Origin of the sequence: Azospirillum sp. TSO35-2 (assembly GCF_003116095.1) — a bacterium.
GTDB lineage: Bacteria > Pseudomonadota > Alphaproteobacteria > Azospirillales > Azospirillaceae > Azospirillum.
Map to the genome: position 1 here is coordinate 534,427 of NZ_LGRA01000021.1, position 25,976 is coordinate 560,402.

A 25,976-nucleotide genomic window follows, 5' to 3' on the forward strand; every position below is an offset into this window, starting at 1 on the left:
CGCAGCGATGCATGCCCGCAGGTTCCGCCCCTTGGCGCGCTGCCGATGCTGTGTTTCCCTGTTCGGACGGCATCACTCGTCCCAAGGGCTCCCGCCATGACCCCCGAGTTCCTCATCACCTCCCTGATCGTCGTCGCCTCGCCCGGGACGGGCGTGCTGCTCACGCTGGCGGCGGGGCTGTCGCAGGGCGCGCGGGCGAGCGTCGTCGCGGCGTTCGGCTGCACGCTGGGGATCGTGCCGCACATGGCGGCGGCGGTGATGGGGCTGGCGGCGGTGCTGCACACCAGCGCGGTGGCGTTCCAGGCGCTGAAGCTGCTGGGCGTGCTCTACCTGCTCTACATGGCCTGGATGACGTTGAAGGAACAGGGGGCGCTGAGCGTCGAGACGGCGGGGGCGGGAGCGGCGCCCAAGTCGGCCGGGCGGATGATCCTGTCGGCGATCCTGGTCAATGTGCTGAACCCGAAGCTGTCGATCTTCTTCCTGGCCTTCCTGCCGCAGTTCGTCAGCGACGCCGACCCGCAGCCGCTCGCCCGCATGCTGGAACTGAGTGGCGTGTTCATGGCGCTGACCTTCGCGGTGTTCGTCGTCTACGGCCTGTTCGCCGCGGCGGTGCGCGACCAGATCGTGTCGCGCCCGCGGGTGATGACCTGGATGCGCCGCAGCTTCGCCGCCGCCTTTGCCGCGCTGGGCGCCAAGCTGGCGCTGGCGGAGCGGTGAGATCACGGATTTTCACCCCGTGCTTAGGGGGGCTTGGCCGTCGTGGTAGGAAGGGGGTGCCCGTTCCTTGCCGCGGAAGGTCCCCCGATGTCCCGATGCCGGCGCTTTTCCAACAACTCCCGGCGCGACGCCGCCCTGCGGGTCCTGCCGCCCGTCATTGCCGCTTGGCCATCGCCGTCGCGGGTTGAACAGTGGAACAGGGCCGGGAAAATGTTCCATCCGGTTTCAAATGTTCCATTCGCCGACCTGACGGCACGTTCCCGCATGCGTCCCGGCGGCCGGTCCGGTGTGTGCGCATGCCCATCGCACCGGCAATCGCCCCGTGCTAAGGTGCCGCCGGGCGCGCTGCAGGTCGACCGTACAAGGGAGACCGGCAACGCGCCCGTTGTCGTGTATCAGTCTTTTCGGGCCTTATGCTGCAATCCCTCTACCATGGCCTGACGACCGTCGCCGGGCCGGCGGTGCGCCTGTATCTCGACCGCCGCCGCGCCGCCGGCAAGGAAGACCCCGCCCGTCAGGCGGAGCGGTTCGGCACGGCCTCGTGCCCGCGCCCCGACGGGCCGCTGGTGTGGATTCACGCCGCCAGCGTGGGCGAGGCGAACTCGGTCCTGGTGCTGGTCCGCCGACTGCTGGAGACGGCGCCCGAGCTGACCGTGCTGATGACCACCGGCACCGTCACCTCGGCGGAGCTGATGGGCAAGCGGCTGCCCGGCCGCGCCATCCACCAGTATGTGCCGGTCGACCTGCCGGGGGCGGTGGACCGTTTCCTCGACCATTGGCGGCCCGACGCGGTGCTGTGGACGGAATCGGAGATTTGGCCGAACCTGCTGGCCGGCATCCGCGCCCGCGGCATCCCGGCGGCGCTGGTCAACGCCCGGATGTCGGAGCGCTCCTTCGCGCGCTGGCGCAACGCGCCGGGCCTGATCGGCGGCCTGCTGTCGACCTTCCAGATCACCCTGGCCCAGACCGAGGGCGACGCGGAGCGGCTGCGCCGGCTGGGCGCCCCCGCCGTCGTCAGCGTCGGCAACCTGAAATTCTCCGCCGAGCCGCCGCCCGCCGCCGCTGAGGCGATGGAGCCGCTGCGCGCCGCGCTCGACGGCCGGCTGGTCTGGCTGCTCGCCAGCTCCCACCCCGGCGAGGACGAGATCGCGGCGGCGGTGCACATGGCGCTGGCCCCCACCTTGCCCGGCCTGCTGACCGTCGTCGCCCCGCGCCACGCCCACCGCGGCGAGGCCATCGCCGCGCTGATGCGGTCGCGCGGGCTGTCGGTGCTGCAACGCACGCCGCCCGATCCCGCGGGCGGGCCGCTGCTGCCGAAGCCGGAGCATGCGGTCTACGTCGCCGACACCATGGGCGAGCTGGGGCTGTTCTACCGCGCCGCGCCGGTGGTGTGCATGGGCGGCTCCTTCATCCCGCATGGCGGCCAGAACCCGGTGGAGCCGGCGCAGCTCGGCTGCGCGGTGCTGTACGGCCCGCACATGTTCAATTTCGGCGAGATCACCCACAAGCTGGAGGCGGCGGGCGGCGCGCTGCCGGTGGCCGACGCCGCCGCCCTGACCCGCGAGACGCGTCGGCTGCTGACCGACCCGCAGGCGCGCGAACGCATCGTCGCCGGCGCGGCGCGGGTGACGGCGGACAACCGCCGGATCGTCGACCGCGCGCTGGGCGCGCTGGCCCCGGTGCTGGGCGCCGCCGGCATCCGCCCCGCCGCCTGAGGGGGCGCCGGTGAAGACCCCCGCCTTCTGGTACCAACCGCCCGGTCTGGCGTCGGCGCTGCTGGCGCCGCTGGGCGCGCTCTATGGGCTGGCCGGGCGCAGGCGGCTGGCCGGGACGGCGCCCGGCCGGGTCGGGGCGCCGGTGGTCTGTGTCGGCAATCTGGTGGCGGGCGGCGCCGGCAAGACGCCGGTCGGGCTGGCGCTGATCGCGGCGTTGCGGGGCCGCGGCGTGGCGGTTCACGCGCTGACCCGTGGCCATGGCGGGCGCGAGGCCGGGCCGTTGCGCGTCGATTCGCAGCGTCACACCGCCGCCGATGTCGGCGACGAGGCGCTGCTGCTGGCCGCCGCCGCGCCCTGCTGGGTGGCGCGCGACCGGCTGGCCGGCGCCCGGCGGGCGGTGGAGGCCGGGGCCGGCGTCATCGTGATGGACGACGGCTTCCAGAACCCGGCGCTGCACAAGGACCTGTCGCTGGTCGTCGCCGACGGCGCGGTCGGCTTCGGCAATGGCCGGCTGGTCCCGGCGGGGCCGCTGCGCGAGCGGGTGGCCGACGGGCTGGCCCGCGCCGACGCGCTGGTCGTCCTGGGCGAGGACCGCTGCGGGCTGGCGGCGCAGGCCGGTGGGCGGCCGCTGCTGCGCGCCCGGCTGGAGCCCGACCCGCAGGCCGCCGCCGCGCTGGCCGGCCGCGACGTCCTGGCCTTCGCCGGCATCGGCCGGCCGGAGAAGTTCTTCGCGACGCTGGAGTCGCTCGGCGCCCGGCTCGTCGAACGGGTGCCCTTCGCCGACCATCACCCTTACCGCCCGGCCGAGATCGCCGCCTTGATCGACCGCGCCGCCGCGCGCGGCGCCGTGCCGGTCACCACCGCGAAGGACGCCGTGCGCCTGGCGCCGGCGCTGCGGGCGCGGGTGGCCATGCTGCCGGTGGCGGTGCGTTGGGAGGAGGAGGGCGCCGTCGAGGCGCTGCTGGACCGTTTGTGCCTGAAAGGAAGCCATCATGGCGAAGCCGCGTAGCCCGTTGCGGAAATGGCTGACGCGCCGCATCGGCTACCCGGTGGAAGCGCTGCTGGTCCATGGCGTGAACGCGGTGTTCCGGGCGCTGCCGCTCGACCGCGCGTCGGCGCTCGGCGGCTGGATCGGGCGGACGGTGGGGCCGTGGCTGTCCGGCACCCGCCGCGCCCGGCGCAACCTGACCCGCGCCTTCCCGGAGAAATCCAAGGCGGAGATCGACAGCATCCTGCGCGGCATGTGGGACAATCTCGGCCGCACCATCGCCGAATACCCGCATCTGGAGCAGATCGGCCACGAGCGGGTGGAACTGGTCGGGCGCGAGCATGTCGACGCGATGCGCGAGGATGGCCGGGCCGGCATCCTGGTGTCGGGCCACCTTGCCAACTGGGAGGTGGAGACGGTCACCGCCCGCATCTGCGGGCTGGAACTGGCGCTGGTCTACCGCGCTCCCAACAACCCGATCGTCGGCGCGCTGCTGATGAAGCTGCGCGGCGCCGCCAGCCAGACCCAGATCCCGAAGGGGCCGGACGGCGCGCGCATCCTGCTGCGCCACCTGTCGAAAGGCGGCCATGTCGGCATGCTGATCGACCAGAAGATGAACGACGGCATCCCCATCCCCTTCTTCGGCCGCGACGCGATGACCGCCCCGGCGGCGGCGTCGCTGGGGATGAAGTTCGGACTGCCGCTGTGCGCCGCGCGGACCGAACGGCTGGAGGGCGCCCATTTCCGCGTCACCGTCCTGCCGCCGGAGGAATACCCGACCAGCGGCGACCGCAACGCCGACACCCGGATTCTGATGGAACGGCTGACCCGGCTGTTGGAGGATTGGATCCGCGACAAGCCGGCGCAATGGCTGTGGCTGCACCGCCGCTGGCCGGATTGAACGTCGGTTCCACCACCTTCCCGTCCACGGTCCTTTCGAAAGCACCCCGACCATGACCCTGCCGCTCGACCCCCATCTGCTTCAGCTCTATCTGGTGGCTGTCGGTGTCCTGGTGCTGGCGCCGGGGCCGGACTCGCTGCTGGTGCTGACCCGCAGCATCGCCGACGGGCGGCAGGCCGGGGTGGTGGCGACGCTGGGCATCACCGTCGGCAACCTGATCCATTCGCTGCTGGCCGCCGCTGGCATCTCCGCCCTGATCGCCGCGTCGGCCGCGCTGTTCGATGTGCTGCGCTACGCCGGTGGCGCCTACCTCGCCTGGATCGGCCTGCGGTCGCTGTGGAGCGTCTGGACCAGCCGCGGCGGGGCGGGGGAGGGCGACGCGCTGGCCGCGGCGGCGTCCGCGTCGGCCCGGCCGGCCCGCGTGTTCATGCAGGCGCTGCTGACCAACCTGCTGAACCCGAAGGTCATCCTGTTCCAGCTGGCCTTCGTGCCGCAATTCATCGCCCCGGCGCTGGGGCATGTCGCATTCCAGACCTTCATCCTCGGCAGCATCATCTCGGTGGTCGGCGCCGCCTATCTGGCCGGGGTGGCGGCGCTCAGCGCCGGTGCGGCGCGGCGGGTGCTGGCCAGCCCGCGGGTGCGGACGGTGCTGGACGGCGTGGCCGGGGTGCTGTTCCTGGGCTTCGCCCTGCGGCTGCTGCTGACCGACCGCAAGTTCGCCTGAGGGAGGGGGCGACCGCCCTCACCCGGCCGTCACCACAGATCGTCTTCGTCGTCCGCGCCGCTGTCGACGTCGAAGACCGCGGCGTGGCGGACCACCGGGTGCCGCTCCTTCCACTCGTCGAAGTCGGACACCAGCGCCGGGCGGATGCCGAGCGCCAGCACCGGGCAGCCGCCGCCGCGGCCGGCGTCCAGCCGGTACAGCAGCTTCTTCATCCAGGTGGTGCTGGCGCCGTACTTGTTCTGGAAGTTCTTGCCGTCGACCCGCCGCGCCACCTCGGTGAACAGCGGCACCAGCTCGGCGCTGCGGGTCAGCAGGACGCCGGCGTTGATGATGCCGCATTCGTAGAAGGTGCGGGCGGCGTAGAGGTCGCGGTCGAACGTCTGGTCCTTGCTGTTCCATTCCAGGTCGAAGGACACCCGCCCCTTCACGAAGTCGATCTTGTGGCCGTCGATGAAGCCCTTGACCTGATACAGCTCTTCGCGCTGGCGCTGCTCGGTGACGGTCTGGCCGCGGTTCTTGCCGGCGACGCGGCGCTTCTCCTCGTGCGTCACGATCATCTTGGTGATGAACAGGTCGCCGCGGATGCGCGTCTCGTTCCAGCCCAGCGGGTTCAGCATCCGCTCCATCGTCTTGGCGATCTGCGACTTGTTGCCGCCCGACGCCACGATGTCCTCGGTGCGGATGCGGAACTCCATCAGCCGCTCGGTGATCTCGCGGAATTCCGGCGCGCAGGCGTAGGCCAGGATGCGCGCGGCGTTGCGGTAGCTGTGGACCTCGTACAGGTCGAGGAAGCCGGGCGGGAACAGGTCGCCCAGGTCGGAATCCCGGGCTTCGATCAACGGGGCTTTGTCGTGGATGCAGGCGAGCAGGTTCATGGCAGAAGGCGGCCGCGCGATGGGGAAAGACGGAGAAACCGGGCCACCATGGCGGTTGCGCACCGGCAAATCCACCCTTTCCACGCGCTCCGGCCGATCCGGCCGGCGGGCGCGAACTGGCAGGGCGGGGAAATCCTGTGGTAAGGTCGCCGCGCGCCGGGGTGGTATAAGCGCGGGTTCCACACGGGAATCCGGGCCGGGAACGTGCCGAGGGACGTGATGAGCGACGAATTCCTGTTCGCCGAGGAGGAGCCTGCGGTCGAACCGGCGGCGGAGGCCCCGGAGCCGGTCGAGCCCTGGCTGATCCTGATCGTCGACGACGACCCGGCCATCCACGCCACCACCAAGATGGTGCTGCGCGGCTTCGCCTTCGAGGGACGGCCGGCGCAGTTCCTGTCGGCCGGCACCGCGGCGGAGGCGCGCGGGGTGCTGCGCGACAACCCGGCGATCGCGGTCATCCTGCTCGACGTCGTGATGGAATCCGACGACGCCGGCCTGCGTCTGGTCCGCTACATCCGCAGCGAGCTGAACAACCGCCGCGTCCGCATCATCCTGCGCACCGGCCAGCCGGGGCAGGCGCCGGAACGCGACGTCATCCTCAGCTACGACATCAACGACTACAAGTCGAAGACCGAGCTGACGGCGCAGAAGCTGTTCACCTCGGTGGTCGCCGCGTTGCGCGGCTACCAGGACATCACCGCGATCGAGGACCACCGCGAGGGGCTGGAGCGCATCCTCGACGCGTCCTCCACCCTGCTGGGCAAGCGGACGATGGCGGAGTTCGTGCGCCACGCCGTGGCGCAGATCGTCGGCGTCTGCCCGCCGGGCGACGGGGTGGCGCTGGTCAGCCGGCTGTCCGACGGGCAGACGCCGGTGGAGCCGCTGGTGCTGGGCGGCGCCGGGCGGCACGCCGGGGCCGAGGGGACGCCGCTGTTCCTGGCGCTGCCGCCCGACGCGGTGCAGGCGGTGACGTCGGCGCTGGCCGACGGCCGCAGCCGGTTCGAGCGCGGGCACAGCGTGCTGGTCTTCCGCTCCGCCACCCGGCGCAACGACACGGCGGTCTATCTCGGCCACCCGCGCGCCCTGACCGCCGATGAACGGCGGCTGCTGGAGGTGTTCTGCGCCAAGGTCGCCATCGGCTTCGACAACGTCCACCTCTACGAGGAACTGACCGAGCTGAACCGCAGCCTGGAAGGGCAGGTGGCCGACCGCACCCGCGACCTGGTGGCGGCGCGCGAGGCGGCGGAGGCGGCGCGGGTCGAGGCGGAGGCGGCCAACCAGGCGAAGTCGCTGTTCCTCGCCACCATGAGCCACGAGATCCGTACGCCGATGAACGGCGTCCAGGGCATGCTGGAGCTGCTGGAACACACCAGCCTGACCGCCGACCAGCGCGAGCTGGTGACCGTGGTGCGGGATTCGGCCGGCGCCCTGCTGACCATCATCAACGACATCCTCGACTTCTCGAAGATCGAGGCCGGGCGGCTCGACCTGGAGCACACGGCGGTCTCGCTGCCCGCGGTGGTGGAGGGGGTGGCCGACACGCTGGCCCCCGGCGCCCGGGCCAAGGGGCTGGCGCTGGTCACCTACATCGACCCCGACCTGCCGGCGGTGGTGATGGGCGACCCGGTGCGCATCCGTCAGGTTCTGTTCAACATCGCCGGCAACGCGGTGAAGTTCACCCAGGCCGGGTCGGTGACGGTCCGGGTGGAGCTGGCGCGGTTCGACGGCGACCGCGTCACCATCCGGGTGGCGGTGACCGACACCGGCATCGGCATCTCGGCCGAGAACCAGGGCCGCCTGTTCCGCCCCTTCACCCAGGCGGAGGCGTCGACCACCCGGAGGTTCGGCGGCACCGGGCTGGGGCTGTCGATCAGCCGGCGCCTGGCCGAGCTGATGGGCGGCGAGATCGGCGTGACCAGCGAGCCGAACGTCGGCTCCACCTTCTGGTTCACCTTCGCCGCCGATCTGGTGGCGGGGCAGGAGGGGGCGGCCGATGGCACGGACGCCGTCGGTGATCCCGGCACCGCCCCCGCCGGCGGCCGGGCGCCGCTGCAGGGCGTGACCGTGCTGCTGCTGGCCGCCGACACGCAGGAGCGCGGCTTCCTCGCCCGCTACCTGAACAGCGACGGCGCCCTGGTGGTGGAGGCGCCGGACGCCGCCGCCGCCCTCCGCGCCCTGCTGCCGACCGCCGTCTGCGACGTGCTGGTCGCGACCGCCGGCACCGACACTGCGGCGCTCGACCACGACCCGCGGGGCCGGGTGCGCGGACGGGTGCTGATCGGCGACGGTCATCTGCATGGCAAGGCGCTGGCCGGGACGGTGGTGCTGGGCCGCCCGCTCCGGCGCGCCGGTCTGGTCCGCGCCGTGCTGGCCGCCGCCGGACGCATGGCGGGGGAGGGGGACGGCGCCGAGCCGTCGCCGCGTCCGGAACCCGCCACCCCCGCCGCCGAGCGGTCGCCGCTGCCCTCGGTGGAGGAGGCGCGGGCGCTGGGCCGGCTGATCCTGGTGGCGGAGGACCACCCGACCAACCGGCAGGTCATCCAGCGCCAACTGGCGTTGCTGGGCCACGCGATGGAGGCGGCGGAGGACGGCGTCCAGGCGCTGGCGCTGTGGCGGACCGGCGGCTACGGCCTGCTGCTGACCGACTGCCAGATGCCGGAGATGGACGGCATGGAACTGGCCCGCGCCATCCGCGCCGAGGAGGGGGCCAGGGCAGCGGCTGGGACGGAACGCCTGCCGATCGTCGCCATCACGGCCAACGCGACGGAGAGTGAGACGCAGCGATGCCTGGCGTCCGGGATGGACGGCACGCTGGCCAAGCCGGTCAGCCTCGCCGACCTGCGCCGGGTCCTCGATCGTTTCCTGCCGACGGCGGGGGGTGGCGTCGACGTCGCCAGCCTGCCGCCGGACCTGGATGGGGCCGGTGGCGGTGCGGCTGGCGACGCACCGCCGGCCATGGAGCTGCCGCCGCTCGACCTCGACGCGCTGGCGGCGCTGTTCGATGGCGACACCGAGTTCGTCCACCACCTGCTGGGCGAGTTCGTCACCTCCAACCGGGCGTCGCACCGCTGGCTGACCGAGGCGCTGGCCGGGGAGAGCTGGGACGAGGTGCGGCAGGCCGCGCACAAGCTGGCGGGGTCGTCGCGCACCGTTGGCGCCCGCGATCTGGCGGCGGCGGCCGACGCGGTGGAACTGGCGGTGCTCGACCGTCGGCTGGACGGCATCACGGCCATGGTGGCCCGCATCGGCGTCGCGCTGGACCGCGTCATCGCCCACATCGAGGCGGCGTGAACCGCGCCCGCCGGGCGGGGCCGCCCCGGCTGTAACGAACCCGACACCCACCGGCTTTGTCGCCTTTGCGACATCGTTGCGGTGCGTCCGTTCCGTTGAAAGATCCGAACGAATCCAGTGCGTTGGCCGGCTCCCGGCCGACTGGCATGGCGCTTGCTGTTGAAGGGATGTCGCCGGCTCGACGCCGGCCCCCCACCCACACGCGCGCCACAGACCAGCGTCGGCAAGGAGAACGGGATGCACATCGTCGTCTGTATCAAGCAGGTGCCCGACAGCGCCCAGATCCGCATCCATCCCGTGACCAACACGATCATGCGGCAGGGCGTCCCCGCCATCATCAACCCGTTCGACCTGTTCTCGCTGGAAGAGGCGCTGCGGCTGAAGGACAAGGTGGGCGCCCGCGTCACCGTGCTGACCATGGGGCCGCCGATGGCGGAAACCTCGCTGCGCAAGGCGCTGTCGCTGGGGGCTGACGACGCCGTTCTGCTGACCGACCGCAAGTTCGCCGGTTCCGACACGCTGGCGACCTCCTACGCGCTGACCTCGGCCATCCAGAAGCTGGCGGAGGAGGAACCGGTCGACATCGTCTTCTGCGGCAAGCAGACGGTGGACGGCGACACCGCCCAGGTCGGCCCGGGCATTGCCACCCGCCTCGGCTTCGAACAGCTCACCTACATCACCAGGATCGAGGACCTGAACATCGCCTCGAAGGAGATTGTGGTGCAGCGCCGCTCCGAAGGCGGCGTGCAGGTGCTGAAGACCAGGCTGCCCTGCATGATCACCATGCTGGAAGGCACCAACACCATCCGCTTCGGCAAGATGGACGATCTGTTCCGCGCCGCCCGCTACGACCTGAAGACCTGGAGCCGCGACTTCACCGGCGCCGAAGAGACCCGCGTCGGGCTGAAGGGCTCGCCGACCGTGGTGTCGAAGGTCTTCGTGCCGAAGCCGCGCGCCGAGAAGGCCAAGATGATCGTCGCCGACGCCGACACCCCCGATGCGCAGGCCGCCGCCGCCATCGACGCCATCTTCGGCGCCCAGCCGAAGCTGGCCGACGATTTGCTCGCCCGCGCCGCGGCCGGGCTTTGACGATCCACCCGCGGGAGACCCGACGATGAGCGAACCGAGCAAGCCCCAGGGCCGCAAGTTCCAGCTTCCCGAACACCTGAAGGTTTACCAGAACGTCTGGGTGATCGTGGAGCAGGAGCGCGGCATCGTCCATTCCGTGTCGCTGGAACTGCTGGGCGAGGCCCGCAAGCTGGCCGACAAGCTGGGGGTGGAGGTGGGCGCCGTGGTGCTGGGCGCCGAGAGCCCCGACCTGAACCGCATCTGCGGCGACGCCATCAGCTATGGCGCTGACATCGTCTACAAGGTGACCGACCCGGCGCTGGCCGACTACCGCACCGATCCCTACTGCCGCGTCATGACCGAGGTGGTGAACACCCACAAGCCGGAGATCGTGCTGCTGGGCGCCACCACGCTGGGCCGCGACCTGGCGGGCGCCATCGCCACCACGCTGGCGACCGGCCTGACCGCCGACTGCACCGAGCTGGACATCTACGCCGACAACCGCTCGCTGGCCGCCACCCGGCCGACCTTCGGCGGCACGCTGCTCTGCACCATCCAGACCTTGGCCTACCGGCCGCAGATGGCCACGGTGCGCCCGCGCGTCATGGCGATGCCGGAGCGCGACGACGCCCGCAGCGGCCGCGTCGTCGAGATCAAGCCGGACCTTCGCGAAGAGGACATCGTCACCAAGGTCCTGAACTTCATCGCCGACCGCGAGCAGAACGAGGCGCAGCTGGCCTTCGCCGACATCATCGTGTCGGCCGGCAAGGGACTGGGCAAGGTCGAGAACATGAAGCTGGTGTTCGATCTGGCCAAGGTCCTGGGGGGCGAGGTCGGCGTGACCCGCCCGCTGGTCCAGGCCGGCTGGGCCACCAACGACCGTCAGGTCGGGCAGACCGGCAAGACGGTCCGCCCCAAGCTCTACATCGCCGCCGGCATCTCCGGCGCCATCCAGCACCGGGTGGGCATGGAGAAATCGGACCTGATCCTGGCGATCAACACCGATCCCAACGCGACGATCTTCGACTTCGCCCATCTCGGGCTGGTCGGCGACGCGCTGAAGATCCTGCCGGCGCTGACCGATGCCTTCGGCCGCCGCCTCTCCGTCAACCGCATGGCCGGCTGACCGCCGGACGAGAAAGGAGCCTGTCGACATGGTCGAAAAGTTCGACGCCATCGTCATCGGTGCCGGTCCGTCCGGCAACGCCGCAACCTACACGCTGGCCAAGCAGGGACTGAAGGTCCTGCAGCTTGAGCGCGGCGAATATCCCGGCGCCAAGAACGTCCAGGGCGGCATCATGTATTCGCATGAGCTGGAAAAGATCATCCCGGACTTCCGCGAGGACTGCCCGACCGAGCGCCACATCATCGAACAACGCGTCTGGCTGCTGGGCGACGACAATTACGTCGGCACCAACTACCGCTCGGAAGCCTTCAACACCGACAAGCCGAACCGCTACACCATCATCCGCGCCAACATCGACAAATGGTGGGGCGAGCGGATCCGCAAGGTCGGCGGCCTGCAGATCTGCGAAACCACGGTGACCGAGCTGATCCGCGACGCGTCGGGCAAGGTGACCGGCGTGCGCACCGACCGCGAGGGCGGCGAGATCCACGCCGACGTCGTCATCATGGCCGACGGCGTCAACGCCCTGCTGGCCAAGCGCGCCGGCCTGCAGACCGAAGCGGCGCCGGAGAATGTGGCGCTGGCCGTCAAGGAAATCCTCTTCATCGATCCGGAGCTGATCCAGCAGCGCTTCGGCATCAAGGAGGACGAAGGCGTCGTCATCGAGATCATGGGCAAGGTGACGAAGGGGATGTGCGGCACCGCCTTCCTCTACACCAACAAGGAATCGCTGACGATCGGCATCGGCTGCCTGATCTCCGACTTCAAGAACGGCGACTGCCCGCCCTACAAGATGCTGGAGGACCTGAAGAAACACCCGGTCATCCGGCCGCTGATCGAAGGCGCCGAGATGAAGGAATACGCCGCCCACATGATCCCGGAAGGCGGCTACAAGGCGATCCCGCAGCTCTACGGCGACGGCTGGATGGTGGTCGGCGACGCCGCCCACTTCAACAACGCGGCCCACCGCGAGGGCTCCAACCTCGCCATGGCCTCGGGCCGGATGGCGGCGGAGACGGTGCTGGAGCTGAAGGCGGCCGGCAAGCCGTTCAGCGCCGGCAACCTCGCTGCCTACAAGACGAAGCTGGACGACAGTTTCATCATCAAGGACCTGAAGAAGTACCGCGAGCTGCCCGGCATCATGCACGGCAACAAGCAATTCTTCGGCGCCTACCCCGACGAGATCACGGCGGCGGCGCACAACTGGTTCACCGTCGACAGCGTCGACAAGAAGACGAAGGAGAAGGCGATCATGAAGGCCTTCGTCAAGCGCCGCTCGGTGATGGGTCTGGTCGGTGACGCAATCAAGCTGGTGAGGGCCGTGCGATGAGCATCATGGTGAAGGTCGAAGAGAAGCTCTATCAGAACCGCTACATCGTCGATGAGAGCCGTCCGCACATCCAGATCAAGAGCGAGGAGGTGTGCCAGAGCTGCGACCGGCAGGCCTGCACCTTCTGCTGCCCGGCGGCCTGCTACAGCAAGAACGAAACCGGCGGCGTGACGCTGGTGACCGACGGCTGCCTGGAATGCGGCACCTGCCGCGTGGTCTGCCAGGACAAAGGCAACATCGCCTGGGACTACCCGCGCGGCGGCTACGGCATCAGCTACAAGTTCGGCTGATCGTTTCCATCGTCGCCGCCAGCCTCCAACGGCCTCCGCGCGGCAACGCGCGGGGGCCGCTTTGTTTTTGGGAAGGGCCGGGGAGGGGGGCTCGTGCGAGCGCTCCGCTAGTCCCGACCCCGTTCCAGCACTCCCACCGCATGGTCCAGCGCCCGTTGCAGCTCGGCCGGGAAGTAGGGTTTGCGAACGAAGCCGAAGGGTTCGCAGTCGTCGGCGCGGTGGCGGGTCGTCGGGTCGGCGAAGGCGGAGGTGAAGATGCAACGGATGCCGGTGCGGGCGCGAATCTCCGCGGCGGCCTCGATCCCGTCACGTTGGCCGAGCAGGCGGATGTCCATCATGACGATGTCCGGCCGCAGCCGCACCGCCGCCTCGATCGCCGCCTCGGCGTTGTCGGCGGTCCCGCAGACGGCGAAGCCCAGCATGCCCAGAATCTCTTCCAGTGCCATGGCGGCGAGGCTTTCGTCTTCAACGATGAGGATGCGGATGGGCTGGTGGAGCGCAGGCGGAACGTTGGTCATCATGATCGCTTATGAGCTGTCACAGGGATTCTACAGAAGCCCGGCAACGGACGAACCCGAAAAACGCAGGGGTATGACCAATGGGGAAGGTTCCCCTTGTTTTTACCGGGGGATGCGCACCATCTCAGGTTCATAGGTGTTTTCCGGACCAAGTGCGCACGGCGCCGCTCCTCCCTTCGTGGGTTTCGGGCGCGGCCGTGCCCTTCCCCATGAGGAGACCGGCGATGGATCTGCGCGTGTGCTTTGAGAACAAGGAAAGCGTCAACGTCAACGACGCGGCGATGATGAAGCATTACACCAAGAGCTATCTGGCCGATTTCGATCCCGAATGGGCCGGATTCATCATGCTGCCGCACGACGAGACCAAGCGCGCGACGATGGAACCGGCTTGGCAGGTCCTGATTCGCGACGCCACGGCACGGACCGAGCAGGAATTGCTGCGCTACATCGACGAAAACCCGATGGCGGCCTACCACGTCCACGTCTACCGCCGCGACGACGGCCGCAACGAGAACAAGATTCACTGACGCTGCCGTGCCGATGACGAAGGGGGCACCGTTGCGGCGCCCCCTTTCGCATGCGTGGCTCCGGCTTGCCCGGCCTCAGCCGACCGGAGTGCCCAGCAGGCTGTCGAGCGACACGAAGCGGTCGGCCATCTTGCGCGCCTCCTCCTTGTGGACCTTGAAGGTCTTTTCGGCGATGGCGTTGGAGACGACGAAGTCCTGGTACGCCCGCTCCAGATGGACGCGGTAGCGGGCGGCGGTGCCTTCGTCGTCCAGCCCCTCGATGCCGCCGTCGGCCGACAGATAGTCGTGGAAGCGCTGCAGGATGTGCAGGCGGTTCACGTTCACCACGCGCTGGTCGTAGGTGACGTGGAAATAGCGCAGGAAGTCTTCCGCGGTTTCCAGATCGTCGAGGTCGTCGGTGAAATCGCTCATCGTCGAAGACTCCTCACGCGTGCTGCTGGGTGGATGGGGATGGGCCGCAGCCCTCCTGGTCGCAGATGTTGCCGCAGGAGTCGCAGGCGACGCCGTCCAGGTGGATGTCGCTCAGCCGGAGGTTCGACAGCCGGACCTCGGCGGCGCCGGCCGCACCGGCCGCCCGCTCGGCGGTGGTGTGGGCCTCCAGCCGGGCTTCGATGCGGTTGATGTGGTCGATCAGGCAGGCGATCGCCTTGCCGACCGGGTCCGGCATCAGGTGATGCTCCAGGTCGATGCCGTGGTCGCCGAGCGGACGCTGGCCGAGCGGACGCTGGGTCTCCGGCCGCACCACCCGGCCGGGGATGCCGACCACCGTCATGCCGGCCGGGACGCCCTTGGTCACCACCGAATTGGCGCCGACGCGGGCGTTGCTGCCCACCGTGATCGGCCCCAGGATCTTGGCACCGGCCCCGACCAGCACGCCGTCCATCAGCGTCGGGTGGCGCTTGCCCTTGGTCCAGGAGGTGCCGCCCAGCGTCACCCCATGATAGAGCGTCACGTCGTCGCCGACCTCGGCCGTCTCGCCGATGACGACGCCGGCGCCGTGGTCGATGAAGAAGCGGCGGCCGATGGTGGCGCCGGGGTGGATGTCGATGTTGGTCAGCGCCCGGGCCAGATAGGACAGGAACCGCGCTGGCCAGCGCAGCCCCCGCCGCCACGCCGCGTTGGCGACGCGGTGCATCACCAGCGCGTGAATGCCGGGGTAGCAGGTCAGCACGTCGACGACGTTGCGCGCCGCCGGGTCGCGGTCGAACACGCAGGCGACGTCCTCGCGCAGCAGGGCGACAATGCCGATGCCGCCGCCGGTGGCGCTCCCCGGGTCGCTCATCGCGCCGGTGCCGGTGTGGTGCGGATCGTCGTCGATGGCGGCCATGCGTCACTCCTCACGATCGGGGCGTCGGCGTCGGTCATGCGGTGACCCGTGCGGCGGCGTCGAGGAAATCGCGCAGCTCCTCAGGGGTCGGCGGCCGCTTGGCGCGGGTGGCCAGGGCGCGGACGCGGGGCAGCACCGAGTGCGCCATGGCGTCGTCGCAGGCGATGCCCAGCCCCTGGTAGGCCAGCTTGACCGCCGCGGTGCCGGAATGCTTGCCCAGCACGATGCGGTGCTCGCGCCCGACCTCGGCCGGGTCGAAATTCTGGTAGGTGGCGCGGTCGCGCAGCAGGCCGTCGACGTGGATGCCGGCCTCGTGGGTGAAGACGGCGGCGCCGACGATCGACTTGTTGACCGCGACCGGCCGGTTCGACGCCCGCTCCACCAGGTCGGAAATGGTGCCGAGCGACCGCGTCTCCACGCCGGTGTCGATGTGGTAGAGGTGCTTCAGCGAGACGACCACCTCTTCCAGCGGCGCGTTGCCGGCGCGCTCGCCCAGCCCGTTGACCGTGGTGTTGACGTGGGTGGCGCCGCCCAGCACGGCGGCCAGCGAGTTGGCGTTGGCAAGGCCCAAATCGTCGTGGGCGTGGATCTCGATCTCCAGGTCGGTGGCCCGGCGCAGCCGTTCGATGCAGGCGCGCGTCTGGAACGGGTCGAGCACGCCCAGCGTGTCGGCGAAGCGGAAGCGGCGGGCGCCGGCGTCCTGCGCCACCGTGGCGGCGGCGATCAGGAAATCCATGTCGGCGCGCGACGAATCCTCGCCGCCGACGCTGACCTCCAGCCCATGGTCGCGCGCCTGCTTCACCCGGCGCTCGATCTCCGCCAGCGCCCAGGCGCGGCTGCGCTTCAGCTTCCTGGTGATGTGGATGTCTGACACCGGCATCGACAAATTGACGAAGCCGACGTTGCAGGACAGCGCCGCCTTCAGGTCGGTGTCGTGCATGCGGCACCACACCATCAGCCGGCCCTTCAGCCCCAGCGCGGCCACGGCGCGGATGCCCTCGCGTTCCTCCTCGCCCATGGCGGGGATGCCGACCTCCTGCTCGGGCACGCCAGCGGTGTCGAGTGCGCGGGCGATGGCGATCTTCTCGTCGAGCGTGAAGGCGACGCCGGCGGTCTGCTCGCCGTCGCGCAGCGTGGTGTCGTTGATGGTGGCGAAGGGGGATGTCATGGGGCGACGCCTTCCCTGTGCAAGGTGCTGCCCCCTCCCCATCCCTCCCCCGCTTTCGCGGGAGAGGGGGTAGGAGCTTGGCGGGCGTTCGGCGGCAGTCCCCTCTCCCGCGTCAGCTCTCGCACAAAGCTTCGCTTTGTGCTGACGCGACAGGCGGACCATAGGTCCGCTGAGAGCGGGGGAGGGTTAGGGAGGGGGCAAGACCTGCCCCCATGGAAAGTGTCGCAGACCGGGCCGGGAACCCGCCCCGACGGGGTGTCGTCGGGCGGGGTGCCGGGACGGACCCCCGACCCGGCCTGCGATTCCGGTGTTACGAATAGACGGGTGCGAACTCTTTCGGCTTGGCCGCCCCCTGTTCCCAATAGGGCGACAGGGTGCGCAGCTTGGCGATGATGCCCGGCACCACGGCGATGACGTGGTCGATCTCGGCGTCGGTGGTGTCGCGCGACAGCGAGAAGCGGGTGGCGCCGTGCGCCGCCGTGTAGGGCACTCCCATGGCGCGCATCACGTGGCTCGGCTCCAGCGATCCCGAGGTGCAGGCCGATCCCGAGGACGCGGCGATGCCCTGCTCGTTCAGCAGCAGCAGGATGGCCTCGCCCTCGATGTACTCGAAGGCGATGTTGCAGGTGTTGGGCAGCCGGTTGTCCGGGTTGCCGGTGACGAAGCAGGCCGGCACGGCGGCGAGGATCGCCTGTTCCAGCCGGTCGCGCTGCGCCTTCACCCGCGTGTTCTCCTCGCCCATGTGGGTGAGCGCGAGGTGGGCGGCGGCACCCAGCCCGACGATGGCCGGCGCGTTCTCGGTCCCGGCGCGGCGCGAGCGTTCCTGGTGGCCGCCGCGCAGCATCGGGCGGAAGCGCAGGCCGCGCTTGACGTACAGCGCGCCGATGCCCTTGGGGGCGTGCAGCTTGTGGCCGGACAGCGACAGCATGTCGACGGCGCTGTCGGCGAGCTTCATCGGGATCTTGCCGACCGCCTGGACGGCGTCGGTGTGGAAGACCGCGCCGACCGCCTTGGCCATTTGCGCCAGCTCCTCGATCGGGAAGATCGTCCCGGTCTCGTTGTTGGCCCACATGATCGACACGATGGCGACCTGGTCCGACAGCGCCGCCCGGTAGGCGTCGATGTCGAGGTTGCCCTTGTTGTCCACCGGGATGCGATGGATTTTGTAGTCGCGCTTCTTCTCCAGATAATCGCAGAGCGCCAGCACGGCGGGGTGCTCGACCACGCTGGTGACGATCTCGCGCTTCTTCGGGTAGGCCTCGATGATTGACAGGATCGCGGTGTTGTCGCTTTCCGTCCCGCCCGAGGTGAAGATGATCTCGCTGTCGTGCGCCGCGCCCAGCAGGGCCTGGACCTGCTTGCGCGCCCATTCGATCTTGCCGCCGACCGCGGCGCCGAAGGCGTGCATCGAGGACGGGTTGCCGAAATGCTCGGTGAAGAGCGGCAGCATCTCCGCCAGCACCTCGGGATCGACGCGGGTCGTGGCGTTGTTGTCGAGATAGACGCCGTTGTTCGGGATCGTCATGGCTCAGTCCCTCCTTCAGCCGGCGTGGGCGGGCATGAGGGAGGCCGGCTTGACGCGGACGAACTCGCCGAGCTTCTCGACCAGCTTCATCTGCACGCCCATCATCGTGCCGGCCGACTGCGAGCAGCCGGAGCAGGCGCCGGTCAGCCGGACGTAGATGTCCTTGCCGTCGATGTCGACCAGTTCCACGTCGCCGCCGTCGCGCTGGATCTGCGGGCGCATCTCCTCGATCGCGCCCATGATCGCCTGCATGCGCTGCACGTTGGTCAGCTTGGGCGCGGCGGCCGGCTCCGGCTTGGCCGGCAGCGGCTTGATCGCGTCGAGGCCGACGGTGCCGGGGGTGTGCTTGGCGGCGGGCTTCAGCACGCCGGTCTTGGCCATCACCGCCTCCAGCACCTCCTCGATCTTCTCATGGCAGGTCTGGCAGGAGCCGCCGGCCTTGGTGTAGTGGGTGACTTCCTCCAGCGAGGTCAGGCCGTTGACGGTCACCGCCCGCTCGATCATCGCGGCGTCGATGCCGAAGCACTTGCAGATCAGCTCGCCTTCCTCGTGGTCGTCGACCCACTCCTCGCCCTTGTAGTTGGCGATGGCGGCGCGCAGCGCCTCGGCACCCATGACCGAGCAGTGCATCTTCTCCGGCGGCAGGCCGCCCAGATACTCGGCGATGTCGCGGTTGGTCAGGGTCAGCGCCTCGTCCACCGTCTTGCCGATGATCATCTCGGTCAGCGCCGAGGAGGAGGCGATGGCCGAGCCGCAGCCGAAGGTCTGGAACTTGGCGTCCTGGATGACCTGGGTGTCGGGATCGACCTTCAGCATCAGACGCAGCGCGTCGCCGCAGGTGATGGAGCCGACCTCGCCCACCGCGTTGGCGGTTTCCAGGACACCGGAATTCTTCGGGTTGAAGAAGTGTTCCTTGACCTTGTCGGTGTAGTTCCACATGTCGCTGCTGCCTTTCCTTGGGTGCGCGCCTTGGGAAGAATGCTGTGGGGTGAGCGTTCAGTGCGTCGCGTGGGGCGCGGACGACCCGCAGCCGGAGGAGGCGCCGGGGGTGCTGGAGCAGGAGCCGCCCGCCTCGCCGCCGGCCGAAAAGGACTTGCCGCAACCGCAGCTGCTGGTGGCGTTCGGGTTGTCGAACTTGAAGCCCGAGCCCTCGATGCCCTCGACGAAGTCCACCACGACGCCGCTCAGGAAGGGCTGGCTGGTGGCGTCGACGAAGATCGTCACCGCGCCGAAGCTGAGCACGGTGTCGTCGCCGCTGGCCGCCGCCTCCAGGCCCATCTGGTATTTCAGGCCGGCGCAGCCGCCGTCGGTCACCGCGATCCGCAAGCCGGCGGCCGCACCGCCCGACTTGGCCAGGACCTGTTCCAGGGTGGAAACCGCCGCATCCGTCAGAGTCACCATGTCCCGCCTCCTCAAAACGCGTTGCCGGGGTGCCGGCCATTCTGAGGGGATAAAAGCAAGAGGCGGGCCAACTGCCCAGACCATTGATTTTCAACGATTGTCGTGCCGGGCAAGGCTGGCGCAATCCCGACATTGTTCTGTTCACAAACGGCTTTGTCGGGTTTGGCGCGTGTCGCGTTTGCGACAGCCGCGTCACTCCGTCGCACAAAAAATTTATGGTCTTTCACGCGCCCCGCGCGCGTACCATGGGACGTCGTCGGTGCATCGAATGGTTTGTGGAATCAGCGAAAGGTGAGGGAGATGGACCAGCCGATCGAGCTCAGGATGTCGAACGGCCGCATGGCGTTCGGCGACGTGCCCGAACCCGTCGACGAGCTGTTGCAGGAGGCGGTGAAGGCCCGCGACCTGCTGGAGCGGTGCGAGGCGCTGCTGTGGGAGGCCCACCGCAAGGGGCCGCGCGTGCTGCCGGTCTTCTACGCGCTCTACAAATTCTACTTCAACCGCAAGAAGCTGGCCGACGCCGAGCGGGTCGCCCGCATCGGGCTGGACGCCGCGGCGCTGCAGGGCGGCTTTTCCGCCGATTGGACGACGCTGGCGGCCGACAGCACCGACTGGTCGGCGGCCGGGCCGGCGCGCTTCTTCCTGTTCACCATGAAGGCGCTGGCCTTCATCGAACTGCGCCGCCACAACCGCGACAAGGCGCTGGCCATCCTCGGCAAGATGGCGGAGATCGATCCGGTCGACCAGGTCGGCTACGGCACCATCGCCGCGCTCGCCCGCGGCCTGGACGGGGAACCTGACGGCACGGCCGGGGCCGGTCCGGGATAGGCTTGTCCCTACCCGATAAAAAATCCCCCGCCCGAGTGGGGCTCGGGCGGGGGCAGGGGGATGGACGTCTCAGGAAAGCGGTCGCCGGGCGGCCGGTCAGGCCGCCACCGACTCCAGCGCCGGGTAGTCGGTGTAGCCCTTGGCACCGCCGCCGTAGTAGGTGGTGCGGTCCGGCTCGGCCAGCGTGGCACCGGTGTTGAAGCGCAGGGTCAGGTCCGGGTTGGCGATGAACGCCTCGCCGAAGCTGACCGCGTCGGCCTCACCCTTGGCCAGCGCCGTGGCGGCGTCGGCCTGGCTGTAGCCGCCGTTGAGGATGAAGGGACCCTTGAACGCCGCGCGCAGGGCGGCGGCGACGTGCGGGGCGCCTTCCGGCGGGGCCATGTGGTGGCCGGGCCGGCCCTCGATCACGTGCAGGTAGGCGAGGTTGAACGGGTTCAGCGCCTTGGTGATCGCCAGGAAATGCGGCAGCGGGTCGCTGTCGCCCATGTCGTTGAACACGCCCGTCGGCGACAGCCGCACGCCGATGCGGTCGGCGCCCACCGCGTGCGCGGTCGCCTCCAGGATTTCCAGCAGGAACCGGCAGCGGTTCTCCACGCTGCCGCCATACTGGTCGGTGCGGTGGTTGGTGCGGTCGCGCAGGAACTGGTCGACCAGATAGCCGTTGGCGGCGTGGATCTCCACCCCGTCCAGCCCAGCGTCGTACACCGCGCGCTTGGCGGCGTCGGCGAACTGGCGGACCAGCGCCGGGATCTCGGCGGTCTCCAGCGCGCGCGGCACCGGGAACGGCTCCATCCCCTGGCCGGTGAAGAGCTGGCCGGCCGCGGCGATGGCCGACGGGGCGAGCGGGGCGGCGCCGTTCGGCTGGAACAGCGGGTGGGAGATGCGGCCGACGTGCCAGAGCTGCGCCACGATGCGGCCGCCGGCGCCGTGCACCGCCTCCGCCACCGCGCGCCAGGCCAGCGTCTGGGCGTCGGTGTGGATGCCCGGCGTGTTGGGATAGCCCTGGGCGGTGTCGCAGACCTGCGTCGCCTCGGTGATGATCAGGCCGGCGGAGGCGCGCTGCGCGTAATATTCGGCGGTCAGTTCGGTCGGGCAGTTGCCGGCGCCGGCGCGGCTGCGCGTCATTGGCGCCATGATGACGCGGTTCGGCAGCTCGATCGCGCCGAGGCGCAACGGGGTGAACAGGTCCGGAGTATCAATGGCTTGCGGCATGGCGGAACGCCCCCTGTCAAATGGTGCGGCATGTATGTATGTGGGTACATACTTGAATCGAAGCCTTGCGCTTGTCAAGTATGCATTCACATACTTATTATCAGGACGGGGAGGCCGGGTTCGGCCTCCGGTGAAAGGGGTGTGGCGTGGACCAGGATCGGGAAGGCCAGCCGGCGACGGGCGACGGCTGTTGCGGCGGCGAAACCAGTTGCGACGCGGGCGGCCGGAAGCGGGACCGGGCGGCGACGGAAGGCGCGCTGCTCGACGCCGCCAAGGTGGTGTTCGCCGACCGCGGCTTCGACGCGGCGACGACGCGCGAGATCGCCGGGCGGGCCGGGGTCAACGAACAGCTGATCCAGCGCTACTTCGCCGGCAAGAGCGGGCTGCTGCTGGCGGTGGTCGAGCGCTATTGGCGGGAGGAGGCGGGCGGCTGCGCCCTGCCGCCGCCGGCCGACGACATCGAAACCGACCTCGCCCGTTTCCTGCACGCCCAGTTGAAGCACAGTTGGGAATGCCGCGATTTCACCCGGGTGGTGCTGTCCCGCGCCCTGGTCGATCCGGCGATCGCCGACGAGATGGCGCGCACCCTGTCGCAGAGCCGCATTCCCTGCCTGTTGAAGCGGCTGGAGAGCTTCCGCGACCGTGGCGTCATCGTCGCCGACGCCGACCTCGCCAACGTGGCGGCCGGCATCGCAACGCTCAGCTTCGGGCTGGGGTTCCTGGATCAGGTGGTGTTCGGCCGCGACGACGCCGGCATCTGCGCCATGGTGCAGACGCTGGCCCGCACCATCGCCTACGGCCTGACGCCGCGGTCCTGACGGGGCGTCACCCTATTCGGCCGGCGCGGTCCGTCTGGCGGAGCGGTGGGTGTTGACGGCGTCGGCGGTGAACACCGCCAGCGCCGCCCAGATGCAGGCGAAGGTGATCAGGTGGGTGTTGGTGAACGCCTCGCCATAGACCAGCACGCCCAGCAGCAACTGGCCGGTCGGCCCGACATATTGCAGCAGCCCGATGGTGGTCAGCGTCAGCCGCGCCGCGCCGATCATGAACAGCACCAGCGGCACCGCGGTCATCGGCCCGGCCATCACCAGCAGCGCGCTTTCCCCCCAGGCGTGACCGAACGCCCCGCTGCCGCCCAGCCACAGCAGGTAGACCAGCGCCGCCGGCAGCAGCAGCGCGGTTTCCACCAGCAGCCCGATCACCGGGTCCACCGCCGCCTTCTTGCGCACCAGGGCGTAGAAGCCGAAGGACAGCGCCAGCGACAGCGCCACCCACGGCACCGCGCCGTAATTGGCGACGAGGCTGGCGACGCCGGCCGTGGCGATGCCGACCGCCACCATCTGGCCGCGGCTGAGCCGTTCCTTCAGGAACAGCACGCCCAGCAGCACGTTGATCAGCGGGTTGATGAAATAGCCCATGCTGGCCTCGACCAGCCGGCTGTTGACCACCGCCCAGATGAAGACCGTCCAGTTGATGGTGATCAGCAGCGTGGTGACCAGGAACACGCCCAGCCGGCGCCAACTGCCGATCGCCGTGACGACCGCCATCGGCCCACGGGTGGCCAGCAGGCCGGCGCCGACCAGCACGACGGTCCACACCACGCGGTGCGCGACGATCTCCACCGCCCCCACCGAGCCCAGCGATTTGAAGAAGACCGGGTTGACCAGCCCCCAGATCAGGAACGAGGCCAGCGCCGCGGCGAACGCCGCGGGGGTGGAGGTCGGAGCCTTGCCGGCGGACGGGGTCTGAGCCATACCGTCCGTTTAGCACATTGTTTGTGCAATCCGGCAGCAGGGCGCCGGGCATGGCCGGGCTGCGTTGCCGGCATGTGGGCGGCGTGCCGTGGGACCGCCCAGCAAAAAGCCCCGCCGGAGCGGGGCTTTTTCCAGTCCGGCGGGAGGCCGGGATCCGTCAGGCGGCGGCGCCGGTGGTGACGCCCTTGTCGGTCAGCAGGGTCTGCAGCTCACCGCTCTCGTACATCTCGCGGACGATGTCGCAGCCGCCGACCAGCTCGCCCTTGACGTAGAGCTGCGGGAAGGTCGGCCAGTTCGAATATTCCTTGAGACCCTGGCGCAGGCCCGGATCCTCCAGGATGTTCACGCCCTTGAACTTGACGCCGACATGGCTCAGCACCTGGACGACGGCGGCGGAGAAGCCGCACTGCGGGAACACCGGCGTCCCCTTCATGTAGAGCACGACATCATTGCTCTTGAGGTCCTGCTCGATGCGCTCGGCAACGTTCTGATCGACCATGACTCGATAACCCTTCCGATGCGGGCCGGCAATGCCGGCGCCTTGTCCGTTGCGACGTGTGGTTCGTGCCTCAGGTGCCTTCCGGCAGTCTGAAATCAGGCGCCTTCCGGCGCGTGGCTTCAGGTGCCTTCCGGCACCGCGGTGGTCAGCGCCAGGGCGTGCAGTTCGCCGCCCATCTTGCCCTGCAAGGCGGCGTAGACCATCTGGTGCTGCTGCACCCGGCTCTTGCCCTTGAAGGTGGCGGAGGTGACCAGCGCGGCGTAATGGTCGCCGTCGCCCCGCAGATCCGCGATCTCCACGACCGCGTCCGGGATGCCTTCCTTGATGAGCTGTTCGATCGTGGCGGCTTCCATCGCCATGGGTTCAGTCCTCGCTCTGTACAGGATTGCCCCGCCCGGGCCTAACGCTTCGGAGATAGAGTAGGTGCGGCCGGGGCATTTGTCATCCACCCGCAAGAGTTTGCCTGCATGGTGGAACGGCATGACAGACCCCGGCCGCCCTCGTTGCCTGGCCGCGTTATTCGCCGAACACGCGCTTGAACACGGTGTCGACATGCTTGGTGTGGTAGGTCATGTCGAACATCGGCTCCAGCTTGTCGCGGCCGATGTGCTTGGCGATGTCGGGGTCGTTCGACAGCAGGTCCAGGTAGTTGCCGCCCTTTTCCCACACCTGCATGGCGTTGCGCTGCACCGCCTTGTAGCTGTCCTCGCGGCTCATGCCGGCCTGGGTCAGCGCCAGCAGCACGCGCTGCGAGAAGACCAGGCCGCCCAGGTCGTCCAGGTTCTTCTGCATGCGCTCCGGATAGACCACCAGCTTTTCCATCATGCTGGTCAGGCGCGCCAGGGCGAAGTCCAGCGTGACGGTGGCGTCGGGGCCGATCATGCGCTCGACCGAGCTGTGGGAGATGTCGCGCTCGTGCCACAGCGCGACATTCTCCAGCGCCGGGACCACGGCGGCGCGCACGATGCGGGCCAGACCGGTCAGGTTCTCCGACAGGACCGGGTTGCGCTTGTGCGGCATCGCCGACGAGCCCTTCTGGCCGGGATGGAAATACTCCTCCGCCTCGCGCACCTCGGTGCGCTGCAGGTGGCGGACCTCCGTCGCCAGGTTCTCGATGCTCGACGCGATGACACCCAGGACGGAGAAGAAGAAGGCGTGGCGGTCGCGCGGGATCACCTGGGTCGACACCGGTTCCACCGACAGGCCCAGCTTGGCGGCGACATGCTCCTCCACCCGCGGGTCGATGTTGGCGAAGGTGCCGACCGCGCCGGAGATGGCGCAGGTCGCGATGTCGGCGCGCGCCTGGACCAGACGCTCGCGCCCGCGGGCGAAGGCGGCGTAATGGCCGGCCAGCTTCAGGCCGAAGGTCGTCGGCTCGGCGTGGATGCCGTGGCTGCGGCCGATGGTGACGGTGTTCTTGTGCTCGTACGCCCGGCGCTTCAGCGCGGCGAGCAGCGCGTCCATGTCGGCCAGCAGCAGGTCGGCGGCCTGGGTCATCTGCACGGCGAGGCAGGTGTCCAGCACGTCCGACGAGGTCATGCCCTGGTGGACGAAGCGCGCTTCCGGACCGACATATTCGGCGAGGTTGGTCAGGAAGGCGATGACGTCGTGCCGGGTCTCGCGCTCGATCTCGTCGATCCGCTCGATCTCCCACTTGCCGCGCTCCCACACCGCCTTGGCGGCCTCCTTGGGGATGACGCCCAGCTCGGCCTGCGCGTCGCAGGCGTGCGCCTCGATCTCGAACCAGATGCGGAAGCGGTTTTCCGGCTCCCAGATGCGGGCCATTTCGGGGCGGGTGTAGCGGGGGATCATCGTCACTCTCCGGAAGCTTGCGGGCGCGGGTCGGGTACGGCTGCGGACCATGAAGAACGCGCGCGCGACCATAGCGGCGACGGCGCGCGTTTGAAAGCCTCGCGATGCGGTGCGGCGGGGATCGCGCGGAGCGGGCGGGCAGGTCCGGGGAGGGGGGCGTCAATCGTCCGGCCCGAATCCTGTCCGGCCAGCGGGAATCGCCGGCCGGCCGCCAACGGACCCAAATCCCGCCGTGCCACCATTTCCGACCGATTGTCCGCCGGAGCGATCAAGGGGCGAGGAAAACAGTCAAAGAGTCGCGCCCTGGTGGCCTTCGTTTGCTTGCTGTTGAATCAAGGCGAGCATTAGGCAACACTTGCACAGCGCATCAGGCACGGCCC

26 protein-coding genes are annotated in these 25,976 nt (G+C 69.6%); 13 read left to right on the forward strand and 13 right to left on the reverse strand.

The features are described 5' to 3' along the window. Positions 1-96 precede the first annotated feature (96 nt). The 5 genes from TSO352_RS18650 (at position 97) to TSO352_RS18670 (ending at position 5,045) form a co-directional block, all read left to right on the forward strand. Positions 97-717 carry a LysE family translocator gene (locus TSO352_RS18650; protein ID WP_109108789.1) on the forward strand — a complete coding sequence of 207 codons (621 nt, stop codon included), beginning with the start codon at positions 97-99 and terminating at the stop codon, positions 715-717. A gap of 413 nt (positions 718-1,130) precedes the next feature. Next, positions 1,131-2,432 (forward strand): 3-deoxy-D-manno-octulosonic acid transferase, encoded by a 1,302-nt coding sequence (locus TSO352_RS18655; RefSeq protein ID WP_109108790.1) that lies wholly within the window; start codon positions 1,131-1,133, stop codon positions 2,430-2,432. Positions 2,433-2,442: 10 nt separating this feature from the next. Continuing rightward, on the forward strand, positions 2,443-3,441 hold the full coding sequence (gene lpxK, locus TSO352_RS18660) for a tetraacyldisaccharide 4'-kinase (protein WP_109108791.1): 999 nt from the start codon (positions 2,443-2,445) through the stop codon (positions 3,439-3,441). Next, complete coding sequence (locus TSO352_RS18665; RefSeq protein ID WP_109108792.1) at positions 3,425-4,321, forward strand: lauroyl acyltransferase; 897 nt, start codon at positions 3,425-3,427, stop codon at positions 4,319-4,321. Before lpxK ends, TSO352_RS18665 begins: the two co-directional genes overlap by 17 nt. Positions 4,322-4,373: 52 nt before the next feature. Continuing rightward, positions 4,374-5,045 (forward strand): LysE family translocator, encoded by a 672-nt coding sequence (locus TSO352_RS18670; protein WP_109108793.1) that lies wholly within the window; start codon positions 4,374-4,376, stop codon positions 5,043-5,045. 29 nt (positions 5,046-5,074) lie between these two features. Here the strand turns inward: TSO352_RS18670 and TSO352_RS18675 are convergent, their stop codons facing one another. Next, the gene (locus TSO352_RS18675) at positions 5,075-5,920 is read right to left on the reverse strand and encodes a BglII/BstYI family type II restriction endonuclease (RefSeq protein ID WP_109108794.1); all 846 of its coding nucleotides are present in this window, start codon (positions 5,918-5,920) and stop codon (positions 5,075-5,077) included. Between the two features lie 219 nt (positions 5,921-6,139). Here TSO352_RS18675 and TSO352_RS18680 point away from each other — a divergent pair, with 219 nt between their 5' ends. The 5 genes from TSO352_RS18680 (at position 6,140) to TSO352_RS18700 (ending at position 13,025) form a co-directional block, all read left to right on the forward strand. After that, positions 6,140-9,211, forward strand: coding sequence for a DUF3369 domain-containing protein (locus TSO352_RS18680; RefSeq protein ID WP_109108795.1), 3,072 nt, complete (start codon positions 6,140-6,142; stop codon positions 9,209-9,211). Positions 9,212-9,448: 237 nt separating this feature from the next. Further along, positions 9,449-10,300 carry an electron transfer flavoprotein subunit beta/FixA family protein gene (locus TSO352_RS18685; RefSeq protein WP_109108796.1) on the forward strand — a complete coding sequence of 284 codons (852 nt, stop codon included), beginning with the start codon at positions 9,449-9,451 and terminating at the stop codon, positions 10,298-10,300. 25 nt (positions 10,301-10,325) lie between these two features. Next, a complete protein-coding gene (locus TSO352_RS18690) occupies positions 10,326-11,405 on the forward strand; it encodes an electron transfer flavoprotein subunit alpha/FixB family protein (RefSeq protein WP_109108797.1) in 1,080 nt (359 codons plus the stop codon). A gap of 28 nt (positions 11,406-11,433) precedes the next feature. Then, the gene (locus TSO352_RS18695) at positions 11,434-12,735 is read left to right on the forward strand and encodes an FAD-dependent monooxygenase (RefSeq protein ID WP_109108798.1); all 1,302 of its coding nucleotides are present in this window, start codon (positions 11,434-11,436) and stop codon (positions 12,733-12,735) included. After that, the gene (locus tag TSO352_RS18700) at positions 12,732-13,025 is read left to right on the forward strand and encodes a ferredoxin family protein (RefSeq protein ID WP_109108799.1); all 294 of its coding nucleotides are present in this window, start codon (positions 12,732-12,734) and stop codon (positions 13,023-13,025) included. The genes TSO352_RS18695 and TSO352_RS18700 overlap by 4 nt, the downstream gene beginning before the upstream one ends. Positions 13,026-13,132: 107 nt before the next feature. Here TSO352_RS18700 and TSO352_RS18705 read toward each other — a convergent pair whose 3' ends face one another. After that, positions 13,133-13,546 carry a response regulator gene (locus TSO352_RS18705; RefSeq protein ID WP_247872245.1) on the reverse strand — a complete coding sequence of 138 codons (414 nt, stop codon included), beginning with the start codon at positions 13,544-13,546 and terminating at the stop codon, positions 13,133-13,135. A 221-nt stretch (positions 13,547-13,767) separates the two neighbouring features. Between TSO352_RS18705 and TSO352_RS18710 the strand changes: the two genes are divergently transcribed. After that, positions 13,768-14,070 carry a hypothetical protein gene (locus TSO352_RS18710; RefSeq protein ID WP_109108800.1) on the forward strand — a complete coding sequence of 101 codons (303 nt, stop codon included), beginning with the start codon at positions 13,768-13,770 and terminating at the stop codon, positions 14,068-14,070. 75 nt (positions 14,071-14,145) lie between these two features. On the opposite strand, the gene TSO352_RS18715 is transcribed toward TSO352_RS18710, so the two are convergent. The 6 genes from TSO352_RS18715 to TSO352_RS18740 all read right to left on the reverse strand — a co-directional run bounded on the left by TSO352_RS18715 (position 14,146) and on the right by TSO352_RS18740 (position 19,491). Beyond that, a complete protein-coding gene (locus TSO352_RS18715; protein ID WP_109108801.1) occupies positions 14,146-14,481 on the reverse strand; it encodes a nitrogenase-stabilizing/protective protein NifW in 336 nt (111 codons plus the stop codon). A 13-nt stretch (positions 14,482-14,494) separates the two neighbouring features. Next, positions 14,495-15,313, reverse strand: coding sequence for a serine O-acetyltransferase (cysE, locus tag TSO352_RS18720; RefSeq protein WP_348770669.1), 819 nt, complete (start codon positions 15,311-15,313; stop codon positions 14,495-14,497). Positions 15,314-15,431: 118 nt separating this feature from the next. After that, a complete protein-coding gene (gene nifV / locus TSO352_RS18725; protein ID WP_109108802.1) occupies positions 15,432-16,565 on the reverse strand; it encodes a homocitrate synthase in 1,134 nt (377 codons plus the stop codon). Between the two features lie 310 nt (positions 16,566-16,875). Further along, positions 16,876-18,090 carry a cysteine desulfurase NifS gene (nifS, locus tag TSO352_RS18730; protein ID WP_109108803.1) on the reverse strand — a complete coding sequence of 405 codons (1,215 nt, stop codon included), beginning with the start codon at positions 18,088-18,090 and terminating at the stop codon, positions 16,876-16,878. A 15-nt stretch (positions 18,091-18,105) separates the two neighbouring features. Then, positions 18,106-19,029: a Fe-S cluster assembly protein NifU gene (gene nifU / locus TSO352_RS18735; protein ID WP_109108804.1), complete on the reverse strand. Its 924-nt coding sequence runs from the start codon at positions 19,027-19,029 to the stop codon at positions 18,106-18,108. A gap of 57 nt (positions 19,030-19,086) precedes the next feature. After that, a complete protein-coding gene (locus TSO352_RS18740) occupies positions 19,087-19,491 on the reverse strand; it encodes an iron-sulfur cluster assembly accessory protein (RefSeq protein WP_109108805.1) in 405 nt (134 codons plus the stop codon). A gap of 300 nt (positions 19,492-19,791) precedes the next feature. Here TSO352_RS18740 and TSO352_RS18745 point away from each other — a divergent pair, with 300 nt between their 5' ends. Beyond that, on the forward strand, positions 19,792-20,319 hold the full coding sequence (locus TSO352_RS18745) for a hypothetical protein (protein ID WP_109108806.1): 528 nt from the start codon (positions 19,792-19,794) through the stop codon (positions 20,317-20,319). 96 nt (positions 20,320-20,415) lie between these two features. Here the strand turns inward: TSO352_RS18745 and TSO352_RS18750 are convergent, their stop codons facing one another. Then, on the reverse strand, positions 20,416-21,531 hold the full coding sequence (locus tag TSO352_RS18750) for an alkene reductase (protein ID WP_199231652.1): 1,116 nt from the start codon (positions 21,529-21,531) through the stop codon (positions 20,416-20,418). Between the two features lie 146 nt (positions 21,532-21,677). On the opposite strand from TSO352_RS18750, the gene TSO352_RS18755 reads away from it, so the two are divergent. After that, a complete protein-coding gene (locus tag TSO352_RS18755) occupies positions 21,678-22,349 on the forward strand; it encodes a TetR/AcrR family transcriptional regulator (protein WP_109108807.1) in 672 nt (223 codons plus the stop codon). Positions 22,350-22,361: 12 nt separating this feature from the next. Here the strand turns inward: TSO352_RS18755 and rarD are convergent, their stop codons facing one another. From rarD to purB, 4 genes are all read right to left on the reverse strand, one after another. Beyond that, complete coding sequence (gene rarD, locus TSO352_RS18760) at positions 22,362-23,285, reverse strand: EamA family transporter RarD (protein WP_109108808.1); 924 nt, start codon at positions 23,283-23,285, stop codon at positions 22,362-22,364. Positions 23,286-23,442: 157 nt separating this feature from the next. Next, positions 23,443-23,784 (reverse strand): Grx4 family monothiol glutaredoxin, encoded by a 342-nt coding sequence (gene grxD, locus TSO352_RS18765; protein WP_109108809.1) that lies wholly within the window; start codon positions 23,782-23,784, stop codon positions 23,443-23,445. A 119-nt stretch (positions 23,785-23,903) separates the two neighbouring features. After that, on the reverse strand, positions 23,904-24,143 hold the full coding sequence (locus tag TSO352_RS18770) for a BolA family transcriptional regulator (protein WP_109108810.1): 240 nt from the start codon (positions 24,141-24,143) through the stop codon (positions 23,904-23,906). A gap of 157 nt (positions 24,144-24,300) precedes the next feature. Continuing rightward, entirely contained in the window at positions 24,301-25,596 is a 1,296-nt protein-coding gene (gene purB / locus TSO352_RS18775; RefSeq protein ID WP_109108811.1) for an adenylosuccinate lyase, read from the reverse strand. Between the last annotated feature and the right edge of the window lie 380 nt (positions 25,597-25,976).

Coding starts and splice junctions, on each gene's coding strand:
- TSO352_RS18650 (WP_109108789.1), top strand. CDS start 97: ATGACCCCCGAGTTCCTCATCACCTCCCTGATCGTCGTCGCCTCGCCC.
- TSO352_RS18655 (WP_109108790.1), top strand. CDS start 1,131: ATGCTGCAATCCCTCTACCATGGCCTGACGACCGTCGCCGGGCCGGCG.
- TSO352_RS18665 (WP_109108792.1), top strand. CDS start 3,425: ATGGCGAAGCCGCGTAGCCCGTTGCGGAAATGGCTGACGCGCCGCATC.
- TSO352_RS18670 (WP_109108793.1), top strand. CDS start 4,374: ATGACCCTGCCGCTCGACCCCCATCTGCTTCAGCTCTATCTGGTGGCT.
- TSO352_RS18675 (WP_109108794.1), bottom strand. CDS start 5,920: ATGAACCTGCTCGCCTGCATCCACGACAAAGCCCCGTTGATCGAAGCC.
- TSO352_RS18680 (WP_109108795.1), top strand. CDS start 6,140: ATGAGCGACGAATTCCTGTTCGCCGAGGAGGAGCCTGCGGTCGAACCG.
- TSO352_RS18685 (WP_109108796.1), top strand. CDS start 9,449: ATGCACATCGTCGTCTGTATCAAGCAGGTGCCCGACAGCGCCCAGATC.
- TSO352_RS18690 (WP_109108797.1), top strand. CDS start 10,326: ATGAGCGAACCGAGCAAGCCCCAGGGCCGCAAGTTCCAGCTTCCCGAA.
- TSO352_RS18695 (WP_109108798.1), top strand. CDS start 11,434: ATGGTCGAAAAGTTCGACGCCATCGTCATCGGTGCCGGTCCGTCCGGC.
- TSO352_RS18700 (WP_109108799.1), top strand. CDS start 12,732: ATGAGCATCATGGTGAAGGTCGAAGAGAAGCTCTATCAGAACCGCTAC.
- TSO352_RS18705 (WP_247872245.1), bottom strand. CDS start 13,546: ATGATGACCAACGTTCCGCCTGCGCTCCACCAGCCCATCCGCATCCTC.
- TSO352_RS18710 (WP_109108800.1), top strand. CDS start 13,768: ATGGATCTGCGCGTGTGCTTTGAGAACAAGGAAAGCGTCAACGTCAAC.
- TSO352_RS18715 (WP_109108801.1), bottom strand. CDS start 14,481: ATGAGCGATTTCACCGACGACCTCGACGATCTGGAAACCGCGGAAGAC.
- nifV (WP_109108802.1), bottom strand. CDS start 16,565: ATGACATCCCCCTTCGCCACCATCAACGACACCACGCTGCGCGACGGC.
- nifS (WP_109108803.1), bottom strand. CDS start 18,090: ATGACGATCCCGAACAACGGCGTCTATCTCGACAACAACGCCACGACC.
- nifU (WP_109108804.1), bottom strand. CDS start 19,029: ATGTGGAACTACACCGACAAGGTCAAGGAACACTTCTTCAACCCGAAG.
- TSO352_RS18740 (WP_109108805.1), bottom strand. CDS start 19,491: ATGGTGACTCTGACGGATGCGGCGGTTTCCACCCTGGAACAGGTCCTG.
- TSO352_RS18745 (WP_109108806.1), top strand. CDS start 19,792: ATGGACCAGCCGATCGAGCTCAGGATGTCGAACGGCCGCATGGCGTTC.
- TSO352_RS18750 (WP_199231652.1), bottom strand. CDS start 21,531: ATGCCGCAAGCCATTGATACTCCGGACCTGTTCACCCCGTTGCGCCTC.
- rarD (WP_109108808.1), bottom strand. CDS start 23,285: ATGGCTCAGACCCCGTCCGCCGGCAAGGCTCCGACCTCCACCCCCGCG.
- grxD (WP_109108809.1), bottom strand. CDS start 23,784: ATGGTCGATCAGAACGTTGCCGAGCGCATCGAGCAGGACCTCAAGAGC.
- TSO352_RS18770 (WP_109108810.1), bottom strand. CDS start 24,143: ATGGCGATGGAAGCCGCCACGATCGAACAGCTCATCAAGGAAGGCATC.
- purB (WP_109108811.1), bottom strand. CDS start 25,596: ATGATCCCCCGCTACACCCGCCCCGAAATGGCCCGCATCTGGGAGCCG.